The following is a 22,380-nucleotide window of genomic DNA, read 5'->3' on the forward strand; positions in this document are numbered from 1 at the left end:
GCTCGGGGTTACGCGCCGCTGTCGGGGGCGAAGCGGATCACGACCGCCTTGGAGGTCGGGGTGTTGCTGATGTCGGCGGTGGAGTCCAGCGGCACCAGCACGTTGGTCTCGGGGTAGTAGGCCGCCGCGCCGCCGCGGGCGACGGGGTAGTGGACGACCCGGAAGTGCGGGGCGCGGCGCTCCACCCCGTCGCTCCACTCGCCGACCAGGTCGACGTACCCGCCGTCGGTCAGCCCCAGCTCCTCGGCGTCCGCGGGGTTGACCAGGACCACCCGGCGGCCGCCCTTGATGCCGCGGTAGCGGTCGTCGAGGCCGTAGATCGTGGTGTTGTACTGGTCGTGCGAGCGCAGGGTCTGGAGCAGCAGCCGGCCCGGCGGGACCTCGGGGGCGGTCAGCGGGTTGACGGAGAAGTTGGCCTTCCCGGTCGCGGTCGGGAAGGTGCGGGTGTCCCGGGGGCCGTGCGGCAGGGTGAAGCCGCCGGGGCGGCGGACCTTCTCGTTGAAGTCCTCGAAGCCCGGGACGACGCGGGCGATCCGGTCCCGCAGGGTGTCGTAGTCGGTGGCGAAGTCCTCCCACGGCACGGTGTCCCGCGGCCCGAGCACGGTGCGGGCCAGCCGGCAGACGATCGCGGTCTCGGAGAGCAGGCCGGGGGCCGGCGGGCGCAGGCCGCCGCGCGAGGCGTGCACCTGGCCCATCGAGTCCTCGACGCTGACGAACTGGGCGCCGCGTGCGCTGACGTCCCGGTCGGTGCGGCCGAGGGTGGGCAGGATCAGGGCGCGGGCGCCGGTGACCACGTGCGAGCGGTTGAGCTTGGTGGAGACGTGGACGGTCAGCCGGCAGTTGCGCATCGCGGCCTCGGTGACCTCGGTGTCCGGGGTGGCCGCGACGAAGTTGCCGCCCATCGCGAAGAAGACCCCGATCCGGCCGTCGCGCATGGCGCGGATGGTGTCCACCGAGTCGAGGCCGTGCTCGCGCGGCGGCTCGAAGCCGAACTCCCGGCCCAGGGCGTCCAGGAAGGCGTCGCCGGGGCGCTCGAAGATGCCCATCGTCCGGTCGCCCTGGACGTTGCTGTGCCCGCGCACCGGGCAGACCCCGGCGCCGGGGCGGCCGACGTTGCCGCGCAGCAGCAGGAAGTTGACCACCTCGCGGATGGTCGGCACGGCGTGCTTGTGCTGGGTGAGGCCCATCGCCCAGCAGACGATGATCTTCTCGGACTTCAGCACCAGCCGGCCGAGCTCCTCGATCTGCTCCCAGGGCAGGCCGGTCGCGGCGAGCACCTCGGCGCGGTCGGTCCGCCGCGCCTGGGCCTCGAACTCCTCGAAGCCGTAGCAGTGTTCGGCGACGAAGTCGCGGTCGACGCCGTCCTGCTCCAGGACGATCCGGTTCAGCGCGCGGAACAGCGCGAGGTCCCCGCCGAGGCGGATCTGCAGGAAGAGGTCGGTCAGCTTGGTGCCGTGGCCGACCAGGCCGCGCGCGTGCTGCGGGTTCTTGAACCGCTCCAGGCCGGCCTCCGGCAGCGGGTTGACGCTGACGATCGTGGCGCCCGCCCGCTTGGCGCGCTCCAGCGCGGAGAGCATCCGGGGGTGGTTGGTGCCCGGGTTCTGGCCGGCCACGATGATCAGGTCGGCCTGGTAGAGGTCCTTCAGGCTGACGCTGCCCTTGCCGACGCCGAGCGTCTCGGTGAGCGCCGAGCCGGAGGACTCGTGGCACATGTTGGAGCAGTCCGGCAGGTTGTTGGTGCCGAGCCGGCGGGCGAACAGCTGGTACGCGAAGGCGGCCTCGTTGCTGGTCCGGCCGGAGGTGTAGAAGGCGGCGCCGTCCGGGGTGTCCAGGGCCTTCAGCTCCTCGGCGACGAGCGCGAAGGCGTCGTCCCAGGAGACCGGCGTGTAGTGGGTGGCGCCCTCGTCCAGCAGCATCGGCTGGGTGAGCCGGCCCTGCTGGCCCAGCCAGTAGCCGGAGCGCTCGGCCAGGTCGGCGACCGGGTGGGCGGCGAAGAACTCGGCGCGGACGCGGCGCTCGGTGGCCTCCTCGGCGACGGCCTTGGCGCCGTTCTCGCAGAACTCGGCGGTGTGCGGCTTGTCCGGCTCCGGCCAGGCGCAGCCGGGGCAGTCGAAGCCGTCCTGCTGGTTGACCTTGAGCAGGGTGGCCAGGGTGCGGCGGGCGCCCATCTGCTCGGCGGCCATCCGCAGGCTGTGGCCGACGGCGGGCAGCCCGGCGGCGGCGTGCTGGGGCGCGGACACCTCGGGGGCGTCCTGCGCCGGGTCGCTCTGCGGGGCCTGCTTGGCCATGGCCGCTCTCCTCGGGCTCTGCTGGTGCGTACCGCCGCCTTCGTGCGGGGGTTCGATTCCATCCTTCCACCTGGCCGGGGGCCGGGGGAGGGGGCGGGCGGGGAGGGGCGACGGCGGGGCGAAGGGCGGCGGCCGGCGTCGGTAGAGTCTGGGCGTCATGGCGGGAGGGGAGCGCGCGTGCGAGTCGGGGACGTCCTGGACGGCCGGTACGAGCTGGTGGAGAAGCTCGGGCAGGGCGGGTTCGGGGTGGTGTGGCGGGCCGAGGACACCCGGATGGGGCGGCCGGTGGCGGTCAAGGTCATCGGGCACCACGGCGGTGACCGGGCGAAGGCCGCGCTGCGGTTCGTCCGGGAGGCCGGCGCGGCCGGCAACCTCTCGCACCCGCACATCGTCACGGTGCACGACCTCGGGCAGTGCGAGCTCGGCGGCGAGGAGGTCACCTACCTGGTGATGGAGCTGCTCACCGGCCGCACCCTCACCGAGGTGCTGGAGGCGGGGGTGCCCGAGCCCGGGCTCAGCCTGCGCTGGGGGCGGCAGATCAGCGGCGCGCTGGCGGCCGCGCACGACGCGGGCATGGTGCACCGGGACATCAAGCCGGACAACGTGATGATCACCGACGCCGGGCACCTGAAGGTGCTGGACTTCGGCATCGCCCAGCTGGACACCGGCGCGGGCGGGCTGACCACCACCGGGACGATCGTCGGCAGCCCGGCGTACATGGCGCCCGAGCGGTGGACCGGCGGCCGGGTGGACGGGCGGGCCGACCTGTACGCGCTGGGCTGCGTCCTGGTCGAACTCTTCACCGGGGCACGGCCGTTCGGCGGGGACTCGACGCCGGTGCTGATGTACCAGCACCTCAACGAGGTGCCCGCGCCGCTGGACCCGGCGCAGTTCGGGCTGCCGCCGCAGGTGGCCGGGCTGGTCGCGGAGCTGCTGGCGAAGGACCCGGCGGACCGGCCGGCCGACGCCCGTACGGTCGAGCGGCGGCTCGCCGAGCTGGCCGGGTGGGCGGGCGGCCGGGCGGGTGCGCCGGCGCCGGTGCCGACGGTGGTGGAGCGCCCGGCGCCGGTGGTGCCGCCTCCGCCGAGCGCCCCGCCGGTCGTCCCCGCGCCCGCCGTTTCCCCGCCCGCCGTGCCGCCCGCCGTTCCCGCGCCCGCTGTTCCCGCTCCCGCCGCGCCGCCCGCCGTCCCGTCGGTGCTGCCGCCGCTGACCACGCCGCCGGTGACGGCCGCGCCGCCCTCCGAGGCCGTACGGGCCGGGCTGCGCGAGCGCCGGTCGGCCGCCTACCGGGCGGCGACGGCCGGCGAGTCGGCGATGCTCCTGCAGACCGTCGCCCAGGAGTGCGTGACCGTGCTCGGCGCGAGCGACCGGGACACCCTGTGCACCTGGCGGGACTTCGCCTGGTACCTCAGCCGGACCGGGGACCTGAACGGCGCGATCCGGCTGCTGACCGCCCTGGTGGGCGACATGCGCTCGGCGCTCGGCCCGCTCGACCCGGACACCCTCGGCGCCCGCTACCACCTGGTCTGGTGCGTCGGCGAGAGCGGTGCGCCGATCACCACGATCCGGCTGATGCACGAGCTGCTGCCCGACCTGCACGCCGCCTGGGGCCCGTACGACCCCCGGGTCCTGAAGGCCCGGCACGACCTCGCGCTGCACCAGGCCAACCGGGGCGACCCGCAGGGCGCGGTGATCCAGCTGCACGGGCTGCTGCCGGACCTCGTCCGGGTGCTGGGCGAGCAGCACCCGAGCACCGTGCAGGCCTGGCAGGACCTGGCCGGGTACCAGCGGCAGCTGGCCGAGGCCGGCCGCAAGGGGCCGGGGCCGCGCCGCCGGACGCCGCGGATGAGCCCGATGGAGGCGCTGGTGCTGGTGCGGCGGCTGCGGGTGTGGGACTTCGCCACCGACGAGCAGGCCCGGGTCTGCATGGACGCGCTGGACCGGGGGATCGGCCTGAAGGGCGTCGCGGACGTGGTGTTCGACGCGCCGGACCACGTCTCGGACGAGGACCTGGTGGAGGAGATCTTCGGAGCCTGAGCGCCGCCGCCACGGCGCCCAGGCCACGCCGGTGCCGCGGTGCTCAGGCCGATACCGCCGTCACCGTGCGCACGCCGCCAGCGCCGGGGCGGCCGCCGGGAGCGCGGCCAGGGCCCGGAGCAGGGCGCGGGCGGCGGCGTCGTTCTGCCGGAAGCCGGGGGCGTCGGTGCGGGGGCGGGCGAAGGCGGCGGCCGCGCGCAGGCTGGTGTGCGGGCCGAGGGCGGTGCGGCGCGGGTGCGGGGCGCCGCCGAGGGCCGGGTCCAGCAGCCGGCTGTCGGCGGCGGCGATGGTGACCAGGCCGGAGCGGTGGGTGTAGTCCGGGTCGGTGACCACCTCCTCGACGATCCGTCCGGTGCGGTGCAGTTCGCCGAGCACCGGGTCCAGGGTGCGGGCCAGCGCGTGCTTGGGCAGGTACGCCTCGACCAGGGCCGTCGCGGTGACGTGGTGGCCGGGCACGGTGGCGCCGGAGGCCCGCCAGGTGCCGCTCGCCTCGTCCCGTTCGATCCGTACGTCCGCGCCGAGGAAGCGCACCACCCCGGCCTCGGAGAGGGCGAGCAGCTGGCGCAGCCGGAACCCGGGCGGGCCGGAGGCGAGGAAGCTGAAGTAGCCGAAGAACCACTCGTCCACCTCCTCGGCGAGGGAGCGGGCGGTGAGCCGGCCGCTGGCGACGACCCGGGGGAGCCGGCCGAACAGCGAGAGCAGGGCGAGGAAGGCGCCGAGGTCGGCGCTGTGCGCGGGGTCGGCGCGGCGGTCGGCGTCGGCGGTGACGTACCCGCGCAGGTGTGCCTGGAGCTCCTCGTCGGTGCCGAGTTCGAGCCCGGCCAGCGGGTGGTCGAGCCGTTCGAAGTCGATCCGGTCGGCCGGGTCGGGGACGGCCTCGGCGACCAGGGCGGCGAGTTCGGGGGAGTACCAGGCGTGCCGGTCGTAGCGGGCGAGGAACTCCGGCCAGGGCAGGGCGGTGCGCCCGGGGTGGGCGTGGAACAGCTCGTGGTAGTGCCCGAAGGCGATCTCCTTGGCCATCAACGGCCAGAAGTCGCGCCGCAGTTCGAGCTGTCCGCCGGTGGCGAGCACGGCGTCCACGGCGGCCTCGTCGAAGTACCGGGGGAGCGGGGCGGGCGGCCCCTGGAGCCGGTAGCCGGTCTTGGAGTGGTACGGGACGCCGCGCCGGGAGCCGAGGTGGAGCACCGGCTCGCGGCCGGAGGGGAGGTAGCGCAGCGCGGGCCCGTCCCCGGTGGGCTCGAAGCGGCCGCCGCGGCCCTCGGTGAGCAGGGCGACCAGGTCCACCGAGGCGAGGCCGAGGCCGCGCAGCACCACGTGTTCGCCGGGGGCGAGGGCGGCCAGGTCGTCGGCCGCGTCGGCGGAGTAGGCGGGCGGGAGGTGGAAGCGGCCGTGCCGGGCGGCGAACCGGGCGTCGGCGGCGTAGCGCGGGTGCGGGACGGAGTCGAGGTGGCCGAGGGTGAGCACGACGTGGTCGGCGGCGAGGGTCCGGTCGCCGAGGCGGACGGTCTGCGGGCCGTCGGCCGGGCCCTCGATCCGGTGGACGGTGTCGCGGTGGACGGTGACCGTGACGTGCGCCGGCAGTTCGGCGACGGTGCGGCGGAACACCCAGTCCAGGTAGGCGCTCTGGGCCCGGCGGGTGGGGAAGTCGGTGGGGGCGAGGGTGCGCAGCTCGGCCCGGACGGCCGGGTCGGCGACCTCCCGGTAGGGCGCGAACTCCTCCTGCCGGGGCGCCCATTCGGCGAGCGAGGGGCCGGGGCGGACCGGTCCGTCGAGGGTGGAGCGCTCGTCGGTGAACATGGTGACGTCCTCGGCCATCGAGTTCATCCGCAGCAGCGGGGACTGGTCGTGGCGCCAGATCCGGCCCGCGCCCGGCGGGTACGGGTCGACCAGGTGGATCGCCAACGGCCGCTCGGCGGGCAGGAGTTCGGCGGCGTTGGCGGCGATCCGCTCCAGCAGCCCGGTGCCGCGCGGGCCGGCGCCGACGATGACGAGCTCCGTCATGCCCGCACCACCTTGACGAGGGCCGCGCGGGCCTGCTGCAGCGGGGTGGGCGGCAGGCCGTCGCGGGTGGCGCCCCGGGCGAAGCGGCGCTCCACGTAGTACTGCCCGATGGACAGCAGGGTGGTGACCACCAGGTACCAGATGGTGGCGACCATCAGCATCGGGATGACCTGGTACGACTGGAGGTAGACCAGCTGCACCGAGTAGAGCAGGTCGGAGACGGCCAGCACGCTGACGATGCTGGTGCCCTTGAGCGCGCCGATCAGCATGTTCCCGGCGGTCGGCACGATCGCCCGCATCGCCTGCGGCACCACGATCCGGCGCAGCACCCGCCACCGGCCGAGCCCGAGCGCGGCCGCCGCCTCCAGCTGGCCGCGGTCGACGGAGAGGATGCCGCCGCGGATCACCTCGGCGGCGTACGCGGTCTCCAGCAGGGTGAGGCCGATGACGGCGGTGAGGGTGGGGCCCATCAGGTTGACGGTCTTGACCGTGACGAACTCGGGGCCGAACGGGATGCCCAGGCCGAGGGTCGGGTAGAGCGCGCCGATGTTGAAGAAGAACAGCAGCTGCACCAGTGGCGGGGTGGAGCGGAACACCCAGATGTAGCCCCAACTGAGCGTGCGCAGGACGGGGTTGTCGGACAGTCGCATGGTGGCGAGGACGGTGCCGAGCACGAAGCCGAGGGCGAGGGTGGCGGCGGTCAGCCAGAGGGTCAGGGCGAGGCCGTCGAGCACGGAGCGGGCGGTGAACCAGTCGGCGACCACGCTCCACTGGAAGGCCTTGTTGCGGACCACCGAGTTGACCGCCATCGCGGCCAGCAGCAGGGCGACGGCGGCCGCGGCCCACTGGCCGGGCTTGCGGCGGGCGACGATCCGGGCCTCGGGGGCGGGCGGCGTTCCGGGGCGGTCGAGGAGGGCGGGGGCGGGCAGGACGTCCTGCGGGGTGGCCATGGCGGCGGCTCCTGGGCGGAGTGCGGGCGGGGAGAGGTACGGCGGTGGTCACGTACGGGGGCGGCGGCCCGTGTCCCTCAACACGGCCGGCGCGTGGCACTGCACTCCGCGTCGATCGTACGCACGCGCGATCGACGGCTGTCAAGGGTGGTCGGGGGTGCCGGACGGCTTCGTCGAAGCGCGTCGAAAAACCGACAGGAGATCGCAACAGTGCGGCAATGATGGATGGTTGACGTACCGATCGGCCGACTGTTCAACTTGGGGCCATGTACGCCGAGCAGCCCCTGGTCACCCGCGACCACATCGACTTCGGTCGGGTGTGGTCCGCGGCGTGTCGCGGCTGACCCGGCAGCGGGCCGCCCGTCCGGCCTGATCCCCCGGCGGGGAGAGCCCTCCCTCGGACCGCCCCGTCGCGGCCGGATCCGTCGTCGACGACCGGCGACGCGTCAGGCCCCCGCTGCCGCCGATGACCCCGCACTGCGCTCCGGCCCTCCCGCGCTCCGGCCCTCCCGTCGTCCGGTACCTCCGCTCCCGCACCCCTCCCACCGTCACCCGCTCGACGGCCGCCCCGCCGCGGCCGCCTCCGGTGCCGCCCACCCGCGGTCCACCGGACCTCCACCCACCCCGAAAGGTTCCGCCATGCCCGTCGAATTCCTCGGCATCGCCGCCACCGGCGACGGTTCGGAGACCACCGCCCGCACCACCGCAGCCTTCGACCGCGACTACACCCTGCGGCTGGCCCGGGCGCACGAGGACCACGGCTGGGACCGGGTGCTCTTCGCGTACGGGGCCGGCGCCCCCGAGCCGGCGGCCGCGGCGGCCTTCCTCGCCTCGCACCTGGACCGCCTCCAGATCCTGCTGGCGCACCGGCCCAACGTCTCCTACCCGACCTTCGCGGCCAAGACCTTCGCGACGCTCGACCGGATCAGCGACGGCCGGCTGACCGTCCACTTCATCACCGGCGGCAACGACCACGAGCAGCAGCGCGAGGGCGACTTCCTGACCAAGGACCAGCGCTACGAGCGCACCCGCGAGTACATCGGCATCGTCAAGAAGGCCTGGACCAGCCGGGAGCCCTTCGACCACGAGGGACCGCACTACCGCTTCAACGACTTCGTCTCCGACGTCTTCCCCGTGCAGCAGCCGCGCCCCGGGGTCTCCTTCGGCGGCTCCTCGGACGCGGCCTACGCGGCCGGCGGCGCCGAGGCGGACGTCTACTGCCTGTGGGGCGAGCCGCTGGCCCGCACCGCCGAGCAGATCGAGCGGGTGCGGGAGGCGGCCCGGGCCGCCGGGCGCACCGACGTGCCGCGGATCCAGGTGGCGTTCCGGCCGATCATCGCGCCGACCGAGGCGCTGGCCTGGGAGAAGGCGCACCGGACGGTGGCCGCGATCCGGGCCCGCCGGGGCGCCGACCGGCCGGAGGGCGTCCCCGAGGCCGTGACGCCCGAGAACACCGGCTCCCGGCGGCTGATCGAGATCGCCGAGGCCGGCGAGCGCTACGACCGGGCGCTGTGGACCCCGACCGCCGCGGCGACCGGCGGGGCGGGCAACTCCAACGCGCTGGTCGGCACCCCGGAGACGGTCGCCCAGGCGCTGCTCGACTACTACGACCTCGGTGTGGACATCCTCTCCGCGCGCGGCTACCACCTGCTGGACGACGCGATCGACTTCGGCCGGTACGTCATCCCGATCGTCCGCGAGGAGGTCGCCAAGCGGGACGCCGCCAAGGCCGGGGCCGCCCGGGCCGAGCGGGCCGAGCGCGACCGCCACCAGCTGATCGCGGCGCAGGCGTGAGCGCGGCCGGCGGGTGGGAGTTCCGCAAGGCGTCCGTCGACGACCCCCTGGTCGAACCGCTGCTGCGCGAGCTCACCCACGAGTACGTCACCCGGTACGGCCCCGAGGCGCACCAGGAGATGACCCGCTACCCGGGCGAGGCCTTCGCCGAGCCGCACGGCGTGCTGCTGCTCCTGCTGGAGGACGGCGAACCGGTGGCCGGCGGCGCGTACAAGCGCTACGACGAGCGCACCGCCGAGGTGAAGCGGATGTGGACGCACTCCGCGCACCGCCGCCGGGGCCTGGCCCGCCGGGTGCTGGCCGAGCTGGAGCGGACGGCCGTCGCGGCCGGCTACAGCCGGTTCTACCTCACCACCGGGCCGCGCCAGCCCGAGGCCAGGAACCTCTACCTGGCGGCCGGCTACACCCCGCTGTTCGACGTCTCGGCCGATCCGCTGACCATCGGCCCGCTCCCCTTCGAGAAGCGGCTGCCGGTCCTCGGACCGCAGTCGTCCGTTCTGGCCCACACTCCCTGAAAGGCCCCCCGTGAGAACCAGCACCGTCCGCCGCCTGCTCGCGACCGCCGCCCTGCTGCCGGTCCTGGCCCTGGCCGCCTGCGGCTCGGACCCGAAGATCGCGGGCGCGGCGGCGGGCGGTCCGTCCGCCGCCGCCACCGAGGACCTCGTCTCCGGCCTCAGGACCTCGCAGGCCGCCGCCGCGCTGCTGCCCGAGGACGTCCGCGCCGCCGGCACGATCAGGTTCGGCTCGTCCTTCGGCACGCCGCCCAGCGCCTTCTACACCGACCAGGCCGACCGGAGGCCCGCCGGGATCGACGTGGACTTCACCGACGCGGTGGCCAGGCTGCTCGGCCTGACCGTGCAGCGCGAGCAGGCCGCCTTCGAGACCATCCTGCCCGCCCTGGACAGCGGGAAGTACGACGTCGGCACCGGCAACTTCGGGGTCACCGCGGCCCGGCTGAAGACCATCGACTTCGTCACCTACATCGACGACGGCCAGGGCTTCGCGGTGAAGAAGGACAACACCGCGATCCAGCCGGTCACCGACCTGGTCCAGCTGTGCGGACTGACCATCGGCACCGGCGCCGGCACCACCTTCGAGACCACCCTCAACAGCCGGAAGAGCGTCTGCACCGACGCCGGGAAGAAGCCGTACGAGGTCAAGGCGTTCAGCGAGAGCGGCGCCCTGCTGACCAGCCTCCAGCAGGGCCGGGTGGACATCGAGATGTCCACCATCAACGGCCTGCGCCACCAGGTCGCGCAGGAGGCCTCGGGGACCCGCTTCCTCAACGAGTTCCACCGCCTCGACGTCGGCTTCGCCCTGAAGAAGGGCTCGAAGCTCGCCCCGGCCCTCCAGGCGGCGGTCAACCAGCTGATCAAGGACGGGACGTACGAGCGGATCCTGCGCAAGTGGGGGGTCGCCGAGTCGGCGATCAAGGAGTCGCAGATCAGCCCGCCCGAGCACGCCTGAGCGCCGGCCCGAGCGAAGGAGACCCCCGATGACCACCGCCACCACCGCCACCACCGGGACCAGCGCGGCCCCGCCCAGCCGGCCGGCCCCGGCCGCCGCCCTCGACCTCGACCGGCTGGCCGGCCTGCGCACCGTCCCCGCCCGGCACCCCTGGCGCTGGGCCGCCGGGATCGCCGCGCTGGTCGTGCTCGCCCAGTTCGCCCACGGCCTGGCCACCAACCCCGGCTGGGACTGGGCCACCTTCCGGCTCTACTTCACCGCCGACACCATCCTCCGGGCGATCGGACGGACCCTCGAACTCACCGCCTACGGCACGGTGCTGGGCTTCCTGCTGGGCACCGTGGTGGCCGCGATGCGGCTGTCCCGCAGCGCGATCCTGCGCTCCATCGCCTGGGCCTACGTGTGGGTGTTCCGCTCGATCCCGCTGATCGTCCAGCTGGTGTTCTGGTTCAACCTCTCCTACCTGTACAAGCGGTTCGGGATCGGCATCCCGTTCGGCCCGACCTTCGGCGAGGTCGAGACGGTCGGGGTGCTCAGCGCGCTCGGCGCGGCGGTGCTCGGCCTCGGGCTGCACCAGGCCGCGTTCGCCGCCGAGATCATCCGCGGCGGCATCATCGCGGTGGACGCCGGCCAGCGCGAGGCCGCCGCCGCGCTCGGCATCCCGCGCTGGCGGCAGGGCCGGCGGATCGTGCTGCCGCAGGCCATGCGCGGCATCCTGCCGGCCGCCGCCAACGAGGTGATCTCGCTGCTCAAGGGCACCTCGGTGGTCTACGTGATGGCCATCGGCGAGCTCTTCTACCAGGCCCAGGTGGTCTACGGCCGCACCGGCCGGGTGGTGCCGCTGCTGATGGTCGCCACCGTCTGGTACGTGCTGCTGACCACCGTGCTCTCGGTCGGCCAGTACTACGTCGAGCGCCACTTCGCCCGCGGCGCCCAGCGCACCCCGCCGCCCACCCCGTGGCAGCGCGTCCGGGCCCTCGCCCGGAGCCTGCCGGACCGCACCCGGCCCGCCGCCGCCCGTACCCCCGGAGGACAGTCGTGACCACCCTGACGAAGCCCGAGCCGAGCCCGGCCGCCCCGATGGTGCAGGTCCGCGGCCTGCACAAGAGCTTCGGCCGGCTGGAGGTGCTGCGCGGGGTCGACCTGGACGTCCCGGCCGGCTCGGTGACCGTGGTGCTCGGCCCGTCCGGCTCCGGCAAGTCCACCCTGCTGCGCGCGATCAACCACCTGGAGAAGCTGGACCGCGGCCACGTCGCCATCGACGGCGAGCTGATCGGCTACCGCCGCTCCGGCGACCGGCTGTACGAGCTCAAGGAGCGCGAGGTGCTGCGCCAGCGCACCGGCATCGGCTTCGTGTTCCAGAACTTCAACCTGTTCCCGCACCTCACCGTGCTGGAGAACCTGGTCGAGGCGCCGGTCTCCGCGCTGCGCCGCCCCAGGGCCGAGGCCAGGGCGACGGCGCTGGCGCTGCTGGAGCGGGTCGGGCTGGCCGACAAGGCCGCCGCCTACCCCCGGCAGCTGTCCGGCGGGCAGCAGCAGCGGGTGGCGATCGCCCGGGCGCTGGCGCTGGAGCCGAAGGTGCTGCTGTTCGACGAGCCGACCTCGGCGCTCGACCCGGAGCTGGTCGGCGAGGTGCTGGACGTCATCAAGGACCTGGCCCGCAGCGGCACCACGATGATCGTGGTCACCCACGAGATCGGCTTCGCCCGCGAGGTCGCCGACACCGTGGTCTTCATGGACGGCGGCGTGGTGGTCGAGCAGGGCCCGCCCGCCGAGGTCCTGGACCGGCCGCGGCACGAGCGCACCCGGGCCTTCCTGGCCAAGGTCCTCTGACCTTCCCCTTTCCCCAACCCCCCTTCACCGAGCAGGAGTTCCGCCATGTCCCTACCCCGTCGCGCCCTCGTGACCGCCGCCGCGCTCACCGCAGCCCTCGTCCTGGCCGGCTGCGGCAGCGGCGCCACGGGCGCGGCGGGGGAGCTCGCCCCGGCCAAGGGCAGCACCGCGCCGGACGGCACGGTGGTGAACCTGTCGCCGAACCAGGAACGGGTCACCACGCCCAAGGTCGACGCGATCGCCGCGCTGGTCCCGGAGGAGATCAGACGGAAGGGGACGCTGAGCGTCGTCGACTCCATCGGCTCCACCCCGCCGCTGGACTTCTACGCCAACGACGACAAGACGATCATCGGCGTCGAACCGGACCTCGCCCTCCTGATCGGCAACGTGCTCGGCCTCAAGGTCGAGTTCAACCCGGTCTCCTGGGAGAACATCTTCGTCGGCCTGGACAGCGGCAAGTACGACGTCGGCCTGTCCAACATCACCGTCACCGAGGCGCGCAAGGAGAAGTACGACTTCGCCACCTACCGGCTGGACGTCCTGGGCTTCGAGGCGAAGAAGGGCGGCGGCCTCAAGGTCACCGGCCCCAAGGACCTCGCGGGCAAGACGGTCGGCGTCGCCACCGGCACCAACCAGGAGAAGCTGCTGGTCTCCTGGAGCGAGGAGAACGTCAGGAACGGCCTCAAGCCGATCGACATCAAGTACTTCCAGGGCACCGAGTACTACCTGGCGCTCTCCTCCGGCCGGATCGAGGTCTACACCGGCCCCAACCCCAGCCTGGCCTTCCACGCCGTGCAGACCGGCGAGACCGAGGTCGTCGGCACCTACTCGGGCGGCGGCGCGGACGTCCTCGGCAAGATCGCGGCGACCACCCGGAAGGACAACGGCCTGGTCAAGGCGTTGAACGGGGCGATCGACGAGGTGATCAGGAACGGCACGTACGGGCAGGTGCTCAAGCGCTGGGGCCTGGACGACGAGGCCGTGAAGAGCTCCGAGATCAACCCGCCCGGGCTGCCCAAGCCGTAGGGCCTGTCCTCGAACTCGCGTCTGCGGGGCGGCGACAGGCCCTGGCCGTGGGAAGTGGGCCCGGCTCGTTCACCCGTTCGTCCCCGCCCGCCGCTATGGTGACCCCTCCGACCCCTCCGGCGGCGAACGCCGAGCGGGCGCGGTCGGGTTGGGGGAGGGAATGGAGAAGGGCGAGGTGCTCGGCGGCCGCTTCCGGCTGGAGCAGGAGCTGGGCCGGGGCGGCTTCGGCGTGGTCTGGCGGGCGACCGACACGACCATCGACCGGCCGGTCGCGGTCAAGGTGCTGCTCGCCGAGCACGCCACCGACCGGGAGGCGGTCAGCCGGTTCGTCCGCGAGGCCCGGACGGCCGGCGGCCTCAACAACCCGCACATCGTCACCGTGTACGACTACGGGTGGACGGAGTCCGGCTCCGGGAAGATCCCGTACCTGGTGATGGAGCTGGTCCGCGGCCGGGCGCTGTCCGAGGTGCTCAAGGACGGCCGGCCGGACCACAAGCAGGGGCTGCGCTGGATGCGGCACGTGTGCAAGGCGCTGGACGCCGCGCACCGCTCGGGGATCGTCCACCGGGACATCAAGCCCGAGAACGTGATGATCGTGGAGGACGGGGAGCGGGCCAAGGTCCTGGACTTCGGCATCGCCCGACTGGTCACCCAGACCGTCCGGCTCACCTCCACCGGCAACGTGGTCGGCACCGTCCCGTACCTGGCGCCCGAGTGCTGGTCCGGCGGCCCGGTGGACGGCCGGGCCGACCTCTACGCGCTCGGCATCATGCTGTACGAGGTCTGCACCGGCACCCGCCCGTTCCGCGCCGCCTCGGCCGCCGAGTACATGTACAAGCACCTGGAGGAGGTCCCGCCCCGGGTGCGCGGCAAGGACCCGGCCCTGGCCGGGCTGGTCGCCGAGCTGCTCGCCAAGCGGCCCGGACAGCGGCCGGCCGGCGCCGCCGAGGTGCTGGAGCGGCTGCGCGCCATCCGGCCCGGGATGCTGCGCCCGGACGACCCCAGCCCGGAGCAGCTGCGCCGGCGGGCCGACCGGGCCTGGCGGCACGGGGAGGCCGGCGAGGCCGCGGAGGCGGTGGAGATCCTCACCGCGCTCGTCCCCGACTTCGCCCGGATCTGCGGTCCGGAGGACCCGCGCACCCTGCGCACCTGCCACGACCTGGCCCTCTGGCTGGCCCGGGACGGCAGCCCGGGCGCGGCCGCCGCCCTGCTGGACGAGCTGGCCCAGGTGCCCGGTGCCACCCCGGAGGCCCGGGCGGACGCCCGGCGCGACCTCGCGCACTGGCAGCGGGAGGCCGCCCGGCTCGGCCCGGGCCGGCCGCGGGCCGTCGCCCTGGCGGCGCTGCTCGGCGGCGGCGCGCAGGACGGCTGAGCCGCCGCCGCGCGGCCGGCCCGGCGGGTGTCAACCGTGCGGGCCGCCGAGCCGGGGCGGCGGCCGGAGCGCCAACCGGGAGGATTTCGCCCATCGGGACGGTCTGGCCCGCCGCCCCGGCGCGTTGGTATACCTCGTTGCCGGACTCGGGAGCGGCCTCCGGGCCGCCCCGGTGAGCTGCGACGAAAGGCTGGTGACGGATCGATGAAGCTCCTGCGCGTCGGACCCGCGGGCGCCGAGCGCCCGGTCGTCCTGGGTGAGGACGGCACCGCGTACGACCTCTCGGGGCGGACCCGCGACCTCGACGGGGCCTTCCTGGCCGGGCTGGACCCGGCCGCACTGGCCCGGGACGCGGCCGCCGGCGTCCTGCCGGTGCTGGACCTCGACGGCCTGCGGGTGGGCGCACCGGTGCCCCGGCCGGGCAAGGTGGTCGGCATCGGGCTCAACTACCGCGACCACGCGGCCGAGGCCGGGGCCGCGATCCCGGCCGAGCCGGTCATCTTCCTCAAGCCGGGCTCCACCGTGGTCGGCCCGTACGACGAGGTGCTGGTGCCGCGCGGCGGCGAGAAGACCGACTACGAGGCCGAGCTGGCCGTCGTGATCGGCCGCACCGCCCGCTACCTGGACTCGCACGCCGAGGCGGCCGGGGTGATCGCCGGGTACACGATCGCCAACGACGTCACCGAGCGGGCCTTCCAGTTCGAGCGCGGCGGCCAGTGGGACAAGGGCAAGTCGGCGGAGACCTTCACCCCGCTCGGGCCCTGGCTGGTCACCCCCGACGAGGTGGCCGACCCGCAGGCGCTGACCCTGCGGCTGTGGGTCAACGGCGAGCAGCGGCAGCACGGCAGTACCGCGGAGATGGTCTTCCCGGTGCTCGAACTGGTCCGCTACGCGAGCCGGTTCATGGTGCTGGAGCCCGGCGACGTGGTCATCACCGGCACCCCGGCGGGGGTCACCCTGGGCCGCCCCGGCACGCCGTACCTCGCCCCGGGCGACGTGGTCGAGATCGAGGTCGACGGGCTCGGCCGCCAGCGCCAGGTGCTCGGCAAGGCGTAACGGCGCGGGCCGCCCGACCCTTGGCACGGGGGTCGGGAGGGGCACCGGGACCGCTCGGGTGCGGCCGCGCCGCCTAGGAGCCGCCGCCCAGCACCGCCCGCAGCCGCTCCGCCCGCTCCGGCCGCGGCCCCTCCAGCGCCAGCACCCCCGCCAGCACCTCGGCCGTCTGCGGGTCGTGCAGCGCCGTCGCCGCCGCCATCGCCGTGAACTGGTCCACCAGCCAGTCGCGCAGCTCCGCCACCGGCAGCGCGCGCCCCTCGTCCAGCCAGCTCAGCGACGCGCCCTCGACCACCGCGATCCAGGAGCGCACCAGCAGCGTCAGCCGCGGCCCGGCCTCCCGCACGCCCAGGTGGCGCAGCGTCCGGCGCAGCGCCTCCCGCCGGACGTCGTCCACGATCGCCGAGGTGCGGGCCGTCTCCACCACCGAACCGCCGCGCAGCAGCGCCGAGTAGCCCGCGTCGTGCTCGGCCACGAAGGCGAAGTAGCCGTCCAGCACCGCCGACAGCTGCTCGGACGGCGTCCCGCTCAGCCGCAGCGCGAAGCGGCTGCTCAGCTCGTCCGCCGCGGTGCGCAGCGCGGCCTCGTACAACTGCTGCTTGCCGCCCGCGAAGTAGCGGTACACCAGCGGGCGGGAGGCCCCGGCGGCCTCGGCGACGTCGTCCAGGCCCACCTCCTCGGGCGGCCGGGAGGCGAACAGCTCCAGGGCGACCGCGATCAGCTGCTCGCGCCGCTGCTGGACCGGCAGCCGCCGGTAGCCGGTGCGGCGCGGGCGCGGCTCGGGTGCGGCCGGGGCGGGGCTGGCTTCCATGGCGGCCAAGCGTAATGGGCGCCGGACGGATCGGATCCGGTCGCGCCGAACGGATTTTCGCAGGCGAACCCGGCTCGCAAAGGGGTTGCAAAGCTGCCGCGCCACGAAATGATGTCCGAATGCGTGAAGAACTGATCACCGCCGACGGCGCCACCCCTCGCCGCATCGCCGACGACCACGTCCGCGAACTGGCCGAGCTCGACCCGCTGACCGCGGTGTACCTCGGTCTCAACCTTGACGACGACCGGCTTCCCGACCTCTCCCCGGCCGGTCCCGAGGCCGTCGCCGACCTCGCCCGCCGCACCCTGGCGAAGCTCGACGAGGCCGAGCGGGCCGGTGCCGCCGACGACGAGGCGGAGCGCCGCTGCGCCCGGCTGCTGCGCGAGCGGCTGACCGCCGAACTCGCCGTCCACGAGGCGGGGGAGAACTTCCGCTCGCTGCGCAACCTGGGCTCCCCGGTGCACGACGTGCGGGAGTCCTTCACCCTGATGGGCACCGACACCGAGGCCGAGTGGCAGGTGATCGGCCGCCGGATGGCGCGGCTCCCGGAGGCGTTCGCGCAGTACCGGCGCACGTTGACGGAGGGCGTCGAGCGCGGCCTGCTGTCCGGCCCGCGCCAGGTGGCCACGGTGCTCGGGCAGTTCGCCGAGTGGCTGGGCGAGGACGCGCCCGCCGCCGAGCGGGTGCCCGGCGCCTGGTTCGGCACCTTCGTCCAGGGCGCGCCGGAGGGCCTGCACCCCGAGCTGTCGAAGAACGCGGTGGCCGCCGCCGAGGCGCTGGCGGAGCTGCGGGACTGGCTGCGCGACGTGTACGGCCCGGCCGCGGCCGGCGCCCCGGACACCGCGGGCCGGGAGCGCTACGTCCGCTGGGTGCGCTACTGGACCGGTGCCGACCTGGACCTGGACGAGGCCTACGCCTGGGCCTGGAGCGAGTTCCACGACCTGCTGGCGCAGATGGAGACCGAGGCCGAGAAGGTCCTGCCGGGCGCGGGTCCGCTCGCGGCGATGCGCTGGCTGGAGTCGGACGGCCCGGCGATCGAGGGTGCCGAGGCCGCCCGGGAGTACCTCCAGGGCCTGATGGACCAGGCCGTCCGGGACCTCCAGGGCACCCACTTCGACCTGGCCGAGCCGGTCACCCGGGTCGAGTCGAGGATCGCCCCGGCGGGCAGCGCCGCCGCGCCGTACTACACCGCGCCCTCGCTGGACTTCAGCCGTCCCGGGCGGACCTGGCTGCCGCTGGTCGGCCGGGACCGCTTCCCGGTCTGGGACCTGGTCTCCACCTGGTACCACGAGGGCGTCCCGGGCCACCACCTCCAGCTCGCGCAGTGGAACTACGTCGCCGACCGGCTCTCCACCTACCAGGTGAGCCTCGGCGGGGTCAGCGCCAACCTGGAGGGCTGGGCGCTGTACGCCGAGCGCCTGATGGACGAGCTCGGCTACCTCACCGACCCGGGCCACCGCCTGGGCTACCTCAACGCGCAGATGATGCGCGCGCTGCGGGTCATCGTCGACATCGGCATGCACGTGGGCCTGGACTTCCCGGCGGACTCCCCGTACCGGCCGGGCGAGCCGGTCGCCCCGGAGCACGCCCGGGAGTTCTTCGGCCTGTACTGCGGCCTGTCGGCCGACTTCCTGGACAGCGAACTGGTCCGCTACCTGGGCCTGCCCGGCCAGGCGATCGGCTACAAGCTGGGCGAGCGCGCCTGGCTGCGCGGCCGGGCGGCGGCGAAGGCGGCGCACGAGGCGCGCGGCGAGGAGTTCGACCTCAAGGCCTGGCACATGGCGGCGCTCTCGCAGGGCTCGCTGGGGCTGGACGACCTGGTCGAGGAGCTCTCGGCGCTCTGAGCCACCACGCGGCGCGAGCCGTGGAACCAGGCCCCCGGGACTCGGTCCGCAGTCCCGGGGGCCTGGTTCTTTTGTCCCGAAGGTCTGATTTGGTGAGGTTTTTCCTTGCCATCCGTCCGGAGCGGGGTTTGGCTGGAAGGCGACTGCGTGACCTCTCCGCCCCACTCCGGAAGGCTCGACCAGTGACTGCGAGAACCGTCGCCGGTCATGAGGACGCGGACCGCCGCCGCTGGTGGGCGCTGGCCGTCATCGCCACCGCCCAGCTCATGATCGTGCTCGACATCACCATCGTGAACATCGCACTGCCGTCCGCCCAACGGGACCTGGGCATCTCGGACGCCGACCGGCAGTGGGTGATCACCGCCTACACGCTGGCCTTCGGCGGCCTGCTGCTGCTCGGCGGCCGGCTGGGCGACCTCTTCGGCCGCAAGCGCGTCTTCACCGTCGGCCTGCTGGGCTTCGCCCTCGCCTCCGCCCTCGGCGGCGCGGCGGTCGGCCCCGCCATGCTCTTCGGCGCCCGCGCCCTCCAGGGCGCGTTCGGCGCCCTGCTCGCCCCCTCCGCGCTGGGGCTGCTCTCCACCACCTTCTCCGATCCGCGGGAGCGCAGTACGGCCTTCGGCATCTTCGGCGCGATCGCCGGCGGCGGCTCCGCGATCGGCTTCATCGCCGGCGGCCTGCTGACCGAGTACCTGGACTGGCGCTGGTGCCTGTTCGTCAACGTGCCGATCGCCGCCGTCACCGCCTTCGCGGCCTTCAACGTGCTGAAGCGCGACCACGTCGGGAAGGGCCGCCGGCTGCGGCTGGACCTGCCCGGGGCGCTGCTCGGCTGCGGCGGCCTGCTGGCGATCGTCTACGGCACCTCCGAGGCCGTGACCAGGGGCTGGGGCGACGGCCTGGTGATCGGCCCGCTGGTCCTGGGCGTGGCGCTGCTCGCGGCGTTCGTCCTGGTGGAGCGGCGCACCGCGCACCCGCTGCTGCCGCTGCACATCGTCGCCGACCGCAACCGGGGCGGCGGCGCGCTCTCGGTGGGCCTGGCGATGGTCGGCATGTTCGGCCTCTTCCTGTTCCTGACCTACTACCTCCAGGCCATCAAGCACTTCTCGCCGATCGTGTCCGGCCTGTCCTTCCTGCCCATGACGGTCGCCATCGTGCTGAGTTCGACGGGCTTCGCGGCCCGGATGATGACCAGGGTGCCGTCCCGGAACCTGATCGGCCCCGGCCTGCTGCTCGCCGCGGGCGGCATGGCCTGGCTGACCCAGATGCGGGTGGACAGCCCGTGGGCCGGCATGGTGCTGCCCGCCGAGCTGCTGATCGGCTTCGGCATGGGCCTGGTGTTCATGCCGGCCATGAGCCTGGCCACCCTCGGGGTCGCCCCGAACGAGGCCGGCGCGGCCTCGGCCACCATCAACTCGGCGCAGCAGGTGGGCGGTTCGGTCGGCACCGCGCTGCTGAACACGGTCGCCGCGAGTGCCACCGCGAGCTTCCTGGCCACCCGGATCGCCGCCGACCCGGCGGTGCGCGCCCAGGGCGCGGTGCACGGCTACGTGGTCGCGACCTGGGTGGCGATGGGCGTGCTGCTGGCGGCCGCGCTGGTCGCGGTGCTGATGATCGACCACCGGCCGACCCCGGTCGCGGCCACCGCCGTCGAGGGCGGGGCGGCATCGGCGTCCGCCGTACGGGCGGTGGACGGGCGGCCGAGCCCGCGGGCCGTGGCCCGGGCCGACGTCCGGGCGAACGTCGAGACCGGGGCCGAGGTCCGGGCCGAGGCGGGTCCGGAGCGGCCACCCGCCGATTGAAATTTGCAGCAAGTCCTTGCAGTCAACCTCCGGCGCCTGCTTGACTCCTGGCCACCACCGTCCAGGAAGCAAGGAGGCGCCGCCGTGCCGTCCGAGACCGTTTCGCCCGAGGCCGCGCCGCCCGAGTTCGACCTGCTCGTCGTCGGCGGCAGCGGCGTGGACACCATCGTCCGGGTCGAGCGGCTGGAACTCCCGCCCGGCGACTCGCGGTTCGTCGAGCCGGTGCGGGACTACGTCGGCCACACCGGCAACGGCGTCGCCCTCGGCGCCCACCACCTCGGCCTGCGCACCGCGTTCATCGACTTCCTCGGCGACGACCCCCAGGGCGACCTGGTCCGCGCCCACTACGCGCGCCACGGACTGCACTTCGCGCACCTGGTGAGCCCGTACGGCACCCCGCGCGGGGTCAACCTGGTGGACCCGGAGGGCCGCCGGTTCTCCTTCTTCGACGGCCGCCACCCCGCCGACCTGCGGCTGCCGCGCGACTTCTGTCTGCCGTACGCCGAGCGCAGCCGGCACGTCCACCTGTCCATCACCGGCGTCAACCGGGACATGTACGGCGACCTGCACCGCCTCGGCCGCACCACCTCCACCGACCTGCATGACTGGGACGGCGCCGACCCGCACCACCGCGACTACGCGCTCGGCTCCGACCTGGTCTTCCTCTCGGTGGCCGGCTGCCGCGGCCGGCACGAGGAGGTGATGCGCGCGATCCTCGCCGAGGGGCGCGCGCGGGTGGTCGTCGCCACCGCCGGCGCCGAGGGCTGCCACCTGCTCACCCGGGACGACCCGGCGCCGCGCCGGCTGCCGGCCGTCGACCCGGGCCGTCCGGTGGTGGACACCAACGGCGCCGGGGACGCCTTCGTGTCCGGCTTCCTGTACGCCTGGTTCCAGGGCCGCCCGCCGCTGGACTGCGCCCGGGCCGGTACGGTGGCCGGGGCCTTCGCCTGCACCGCCGCCGGGACGCACACCGCTTTCGTCGGAGCCGCAGAACTGGACGCGGTGCTGACGCGCTGACGGTATTTCTCATCGAGCTCCAAGGAGCCGGTCACGCCCTTTCCAGGCTGAGGCGCCATAGTCGTTCACCGAACGACGCCACCGACCGCCCCGGCAGGAGAGACAGGCATGGGCAAGCACCGCCGCGAGGGTTCGCGCCGCCGCAGACTCCTGGCCCCGTCCCTGTTCACCGCGCTGTCCGCGGTGGCGGTCGCCGCGGTGCTGACCGGGACGCACGGGCTGGACCTGTCCGACACGACGGCTGCCGGGAAGGCGGCCCGCAGCACCCGTGCCGCCGTGCCCGTCCCGGCCGCCGACCCGGCGGCGGTCGCCCCGCCCGCCCCGGTCGCGGCCCCCACGCCCTCCGCGGCGCCGACCGCCGACCCGACGGCCACCGCGACGGCCACCCCCGCCGCCGCGCCGGCCGCCCCGACCACCACCGCCGCCGACGTCGCGCTCGGCACCACCGCCCCGGCGCCGGCCGGCGACCGTGAGACCGGGACGGTCGGCGCGCTGTTCAGCGGCACGCCGACGGCCGGCGACCACTTCTGCACCGCCAGCGTGCTGCACAGCGCCACCGGCAACCTGCTGCTGACCGCCGCGCACTGTCTCAGCAGCACCGACGGCGTCACCTTCGCCCCCGGCTACCGCGACGGCTCCGCCCCGTACGGCACCTGGCGGGTGACCGCGATCCACACCACCGCCGGCTGGTCCCAGAAGGGCGACGAGGACGAGGACTTCGCGATCCTGGAGACCGCCCCCAGCAACGGCCGCAACGTCGAGGACGTGGTCGGCGGCAACCGGCTGGGCACCGACGAGCCGTTCGGCGCCACCGTCCGCCTCTACGGCTACCCCGCCGACGCCGAGGCGCCCGTCCTGTGCACCAACACCACCGGGCAGCAGAGCGCCTACCAGCGGGTCGTCCACTGCCCGGCCTACCCGGGCGGCACCAGCGGCGGCCCGTGGATCAACACCGCCACCGGCGACGTGATCGGCGCGATCGGCGGCTACCAGCAGGGCGGCGACACCGACGACATCTCGTACAGCGCCCTCTTCGACCACACCATCGCGGACCTGTACACCCAGGCCGAGGCGGCCGCCTCCTGAGACAC

General features: G+C 74.4%; 17 protein-coding genes. 13 read left to right on the forward strand and 4 right to left on the reverse strand.

Translation table 11 applies throughout. The annotated features are described in order from the left end of the window. Positions 1–8: 8 nt before the first annotated feature. Entirely contained in the window at positions 9–2,288 is a 2,280-nt protein-coding gene (locus AMK13_RS06090; RefSeq protein ID WP_074001433.1) for an FdhF/YdeP family oxidoreductase, read from the reverse strand. Positions 2,289–2,465: 177 nt separating this feature from the next. Between AMK13_RS06090 and AMK13_RS45755 the strand changes: the two genes are divergently transcribed. Beyond that, positions 2,466–4,325 carry a serine/threonine-protein kinase gene (locus AMK13_RS45755; RefSeq protein ID WP_074001434.1) on the forward strand — a complete coding sequence of 620 codons (1,860 nt, stop codon included), beginning with the start codon at positions 2,466–2,468 and terminating at the stop codon, positions 4,323–4,325. Positions 4,326–4,385: 60 nt separating this feature from the next. On the opposite strand, the gene AMK13_RS06100 is transcribed toward AMK13_RS45755, so the two are convergent. Then, positions 4,386–6,326: an FAD/NAD(P)-binding protein gene (locus AMK13_RS06100; protein ID WP_074001435.1), complete on the reverse strand. Its 1,941-nt coding sequence runs from the start codon at positions 6,324–6,326 to the stop codon at positions 4,386–4,388. Continuing rightward, a complete protein-coding gene (locus AMK13_RS06105) occupies positions 6,323–7,276 on the reverse strand; it encodes an amino acid ABC transporter permease (RefSeq protein ID WP_074001436.1) in 954 nt (317 codons plus the stop codon). Before AMK13_RS06105 ends, AMK13_RS06100 begins: the two co-directional genes overlap by 4 nt. 639 nt (positions 7,277–7,915) lie before the next feature. Here AMK13_RS06105 and AMK13_RS06110 point away from each other — a divergent pair. The 8 genes from AMK13_RS06110 (at position 7,916) to AMK13_RS06145 (ending at position 15,824) form a co-directional block, all read left to right on the forward strand. Further along, a complete protein-coding gene (locus AMK13_RS06110; protein ID WP_074001437.1) occupies positions 7,916–9,070 on the forward strand; it encodes an LLM class flavin-dependent oxidoreductase in 1,155 nt (384 codons plus the stop codon). Then, entirely contained in the window at positions 9,067–9,585 is a 519-nt protein-coding gene (locus AMK13_RS06115) for a GNAT family N-acetyltransferase (RefSeq protein WP_074001438.1), read from the forward strand. Before AMK13_RS06110 ends, AMK13_RS06115 begins: the two co-directional genes overlap by 4 nt. A 10-nt stretch (positions 9,586–9,595) precedes the next feature. Continuing rightward, positions 9,596–10,537: an ABC transporter substrate-binding protein gene (locus AMK13_RS06120; RefSeq protein ID WP_074001439.1), complete on the forward strand. Its 942-nt coding sequence runs from the start codon at positions 9,596–9,598 to the stop codon at positions 10,535–10,537. Positions 10,538–10,565: 28 nt separating this feature from the next. Beyond that, entirely contained in the window at positions 10,566–11,579 is a 1,014-nt protein-coding gene (locus AMK13_RS06125) for an amino acid ABC transporter permease (RefSeq protein WP_079271885.1), read from the forward strand. 38 nt (positions 11,580–11,617) lie between these two features. Further along, positions 11,618–12,370, forward strand: a complete 753-nt coding sequence (locus tag AMK13_RS06130; protein WP_049655467.1) for an amino acid ABC transporter ATP-binding protein — start codon at positions 11,618–11,620, stop codon at positions 12,368–12,370. Positions 12,371–12,415: 45 nt separating this feature from the next. Further along, positions 12,416–13,396 (forward strand): ABC transporter substrate-binding protein, encoded by a 981-nt coding sequence (locus AMK13_RS06135; protein ID WP_074001440.1) that lies wholly within the window; start codon positions 12,416–12,418, stop codon positions 13,394–13,396. Positions 13,397–13,556: 160 nt separating this feature from the next. Next, the gene (locus AMK13_RS06140; RefSeq protein ID WP_074001441.1) at positions 13,557–14,768 is read left to right on the forward strand and encodes a serine/threonine-protein kinase; all 1,212 of its coding nucleotides are present in this window, start codon (positions 13,557–13,559) and stop codon (positions 14,766–14,768) included. Positions 14,769–14,972: 204 nt separating this feature from the next. Beyond that, the gene (locus AMK13_RS06145) at positions 14,973–15,824 is read left to right on the forward strand and encodes a fumarylacetoacetate hydrolase family protein (RefSeq protein ID WP_074001442.1); all 852 of its coding nucleotides are present in this window, start codon (positions 14,973–14,975) and stop codon (positions 15,822–15,824) included. Between the two features lie 73 nt (positions 15,825–15,897). Here AMK13_RS06145 and AMK13_RS06150 read toward each other — a convergent pair whose 3' ends face one another. Then, positions 15,898–16,632 carry a TetR/AcrR family transcriptional regulator gene (locus AMK13_RS06150; RefSeq protein WP_074001443.1) on the reverse strand — a complete coding sequence of 245 codons (735 nt, stop codon included), beginning with the start codon at positions 16,630–16,632 and terminating at the stop codon, positions 15,898–15,900. Between the two features lie 119 nt (positions 16,633–16,751). Between AMK13_RS06150 and AMK13_RS06155 the strand changes: the two genes are divergently transcribed. The 4 genes from AMK13_RS06155 to AMK13_RS45760 all read left to right on the forward strand — a co-directional run bounded on the left by AMK13_RS06155 (position 16,752) and on the right by AMK13_RS45760 (position 22,375). Further along, positions 16,752–18,476, forward strand: coding sequence for a DUF885 domain-containing protein (locus AMK13_RS06155; RefSeq protein ID WP_074001444.1), 1,725 nt, complete (start codon positions 16,752–16,754; stop codon positions 18,474–18,476). A gap of 182 nt (positions 18,477–18,658) precedes the next feature. Next, positions 18,659–20,272 (forward strand): MFS transporter, encoded by a 1,614-nt coding sequence (locus AMK13_RS06160; RefSeq protein WP_074001445.1) that lies wholly within the window; start codon positions 18,659–18,661, stop codon positions 20,270–20,272. A gap of 84 nt (positions 20,273–20,356) precedes the next feature. Beyond that, entirely contained in the window at positions 20,357–21,289 is a 933-nt protein-coding gene (locus tag AMK13_RS06165) for a carbohydrate kinase family protein (RefSeq protein ID WP_074001446.1), read from the forward strand. A gap of 108 nt (positions 21,290–21,397) precedes the next feature. Continuing rightward, positions 21,398–22,375: a trypsin-like serine peptidase gene (locus AMK13_RS45760; protein ID WP_074001447.1), complete on the forward strand. Its 978-nt coding sequence runs from the start codon at positions 21,398–21,400 to the stop codon at positions 22,373–22,375. The last annotated feature ends 5 nt before the right edge of the window (positions 22,376–22,380 follow it).

This window comes from Streptomyces sp. CB02056, from assembly GCF_001905545.1.
GTDB lineage: Bacteria > Actinomycetota > Actinomycetes > Streptomycetales > Streptomycetaceae > Kitasatospora.

Coding starts and splice junctions, on each gene's coding strand:
- AMK13_RS06090 (WP_074001433.1), bottom strand. CDS start 2,288: ATGGCCAAGCAGGCCCCGCAGAGCGACCCGGCGCAGGACGCCCCCGAG.
- AMK13_RS06100 (WP_074001435.1), bottom strand. CDS start 6,326: ATGACGGAGCTCGTCATCGTCGGCGCCGGCCCGCGCGGCACCGGGCTG.
- AMK13_RS06105 (WP_074001436.1), bottom strand. CDS start 7,276: ATGGCCACCCCGCAGGACGTCCTGCCCGCCCCCGCCCTCCTCGACCGC.
- AMK13_RS06110 (WP_074001437.1), top strand. CDS start 7,916: ATGCCCGTCGAATTCCTCGGCATCGCCGCCACCGGCGACGGTTCGGAG.
- AMK13_RS06125 (WP_079271885.1), top strand. CDS start 10,566: ATGACCACCGCCACCACCGCCACCACCGGGACCAGCGCGGCCCCGCCC.
- AMK13_RS06130 (WP_049655467.1), top strand. CDS start 11,618: ATGGTGCAGGTCCGCGGCCTGCACAAGAGCTTCGGCCGGCTGGAGGTG.
- AMK13_RS06135 (WP_074001440.1), top strand. CDS start 12,416: ATGTCCCTACCCCGTCGCGCCCTCGTGACCGCCGCCGCGCTCACCGCA.
- AMK13_RS06140 (WP_074001441.1), top strand. CDS start 13,557: ATGGAGAAGGGCGAGGTGCTCGGCGGCCGCTTCCGGCTGGAGCAGGAG.
- AMK13_RS06145 (WP_074001442.1), top strand. CDS start 14,973: ATGAAGCTCCTGCGCGTCGGACCCGCGGGCGCCGAGCGCCCGGTCGTC.
- AMK13_RS06150 (WP_074001443.1), bottom strand. CDS start 16,632: ATGGAAGCCAGCCCCGCCCCGGCCGCACCCGAGCCGCGCCCGCGCCGC.
- AMK13_RS06155 (WP_074001444.1), top strand. CDS start 16,752: ATGCGTGAAGAACTGATCACCGCCGACGGCGCCACCCCTCGCCGCATC.
- AMK13_RS45760 (WP_074001447.1), top strand. CDS start 21,398: ATGGGCAAGCACCGCCGCGAGGGTTCGCGCCGCCGCAGACTCCTGGCC.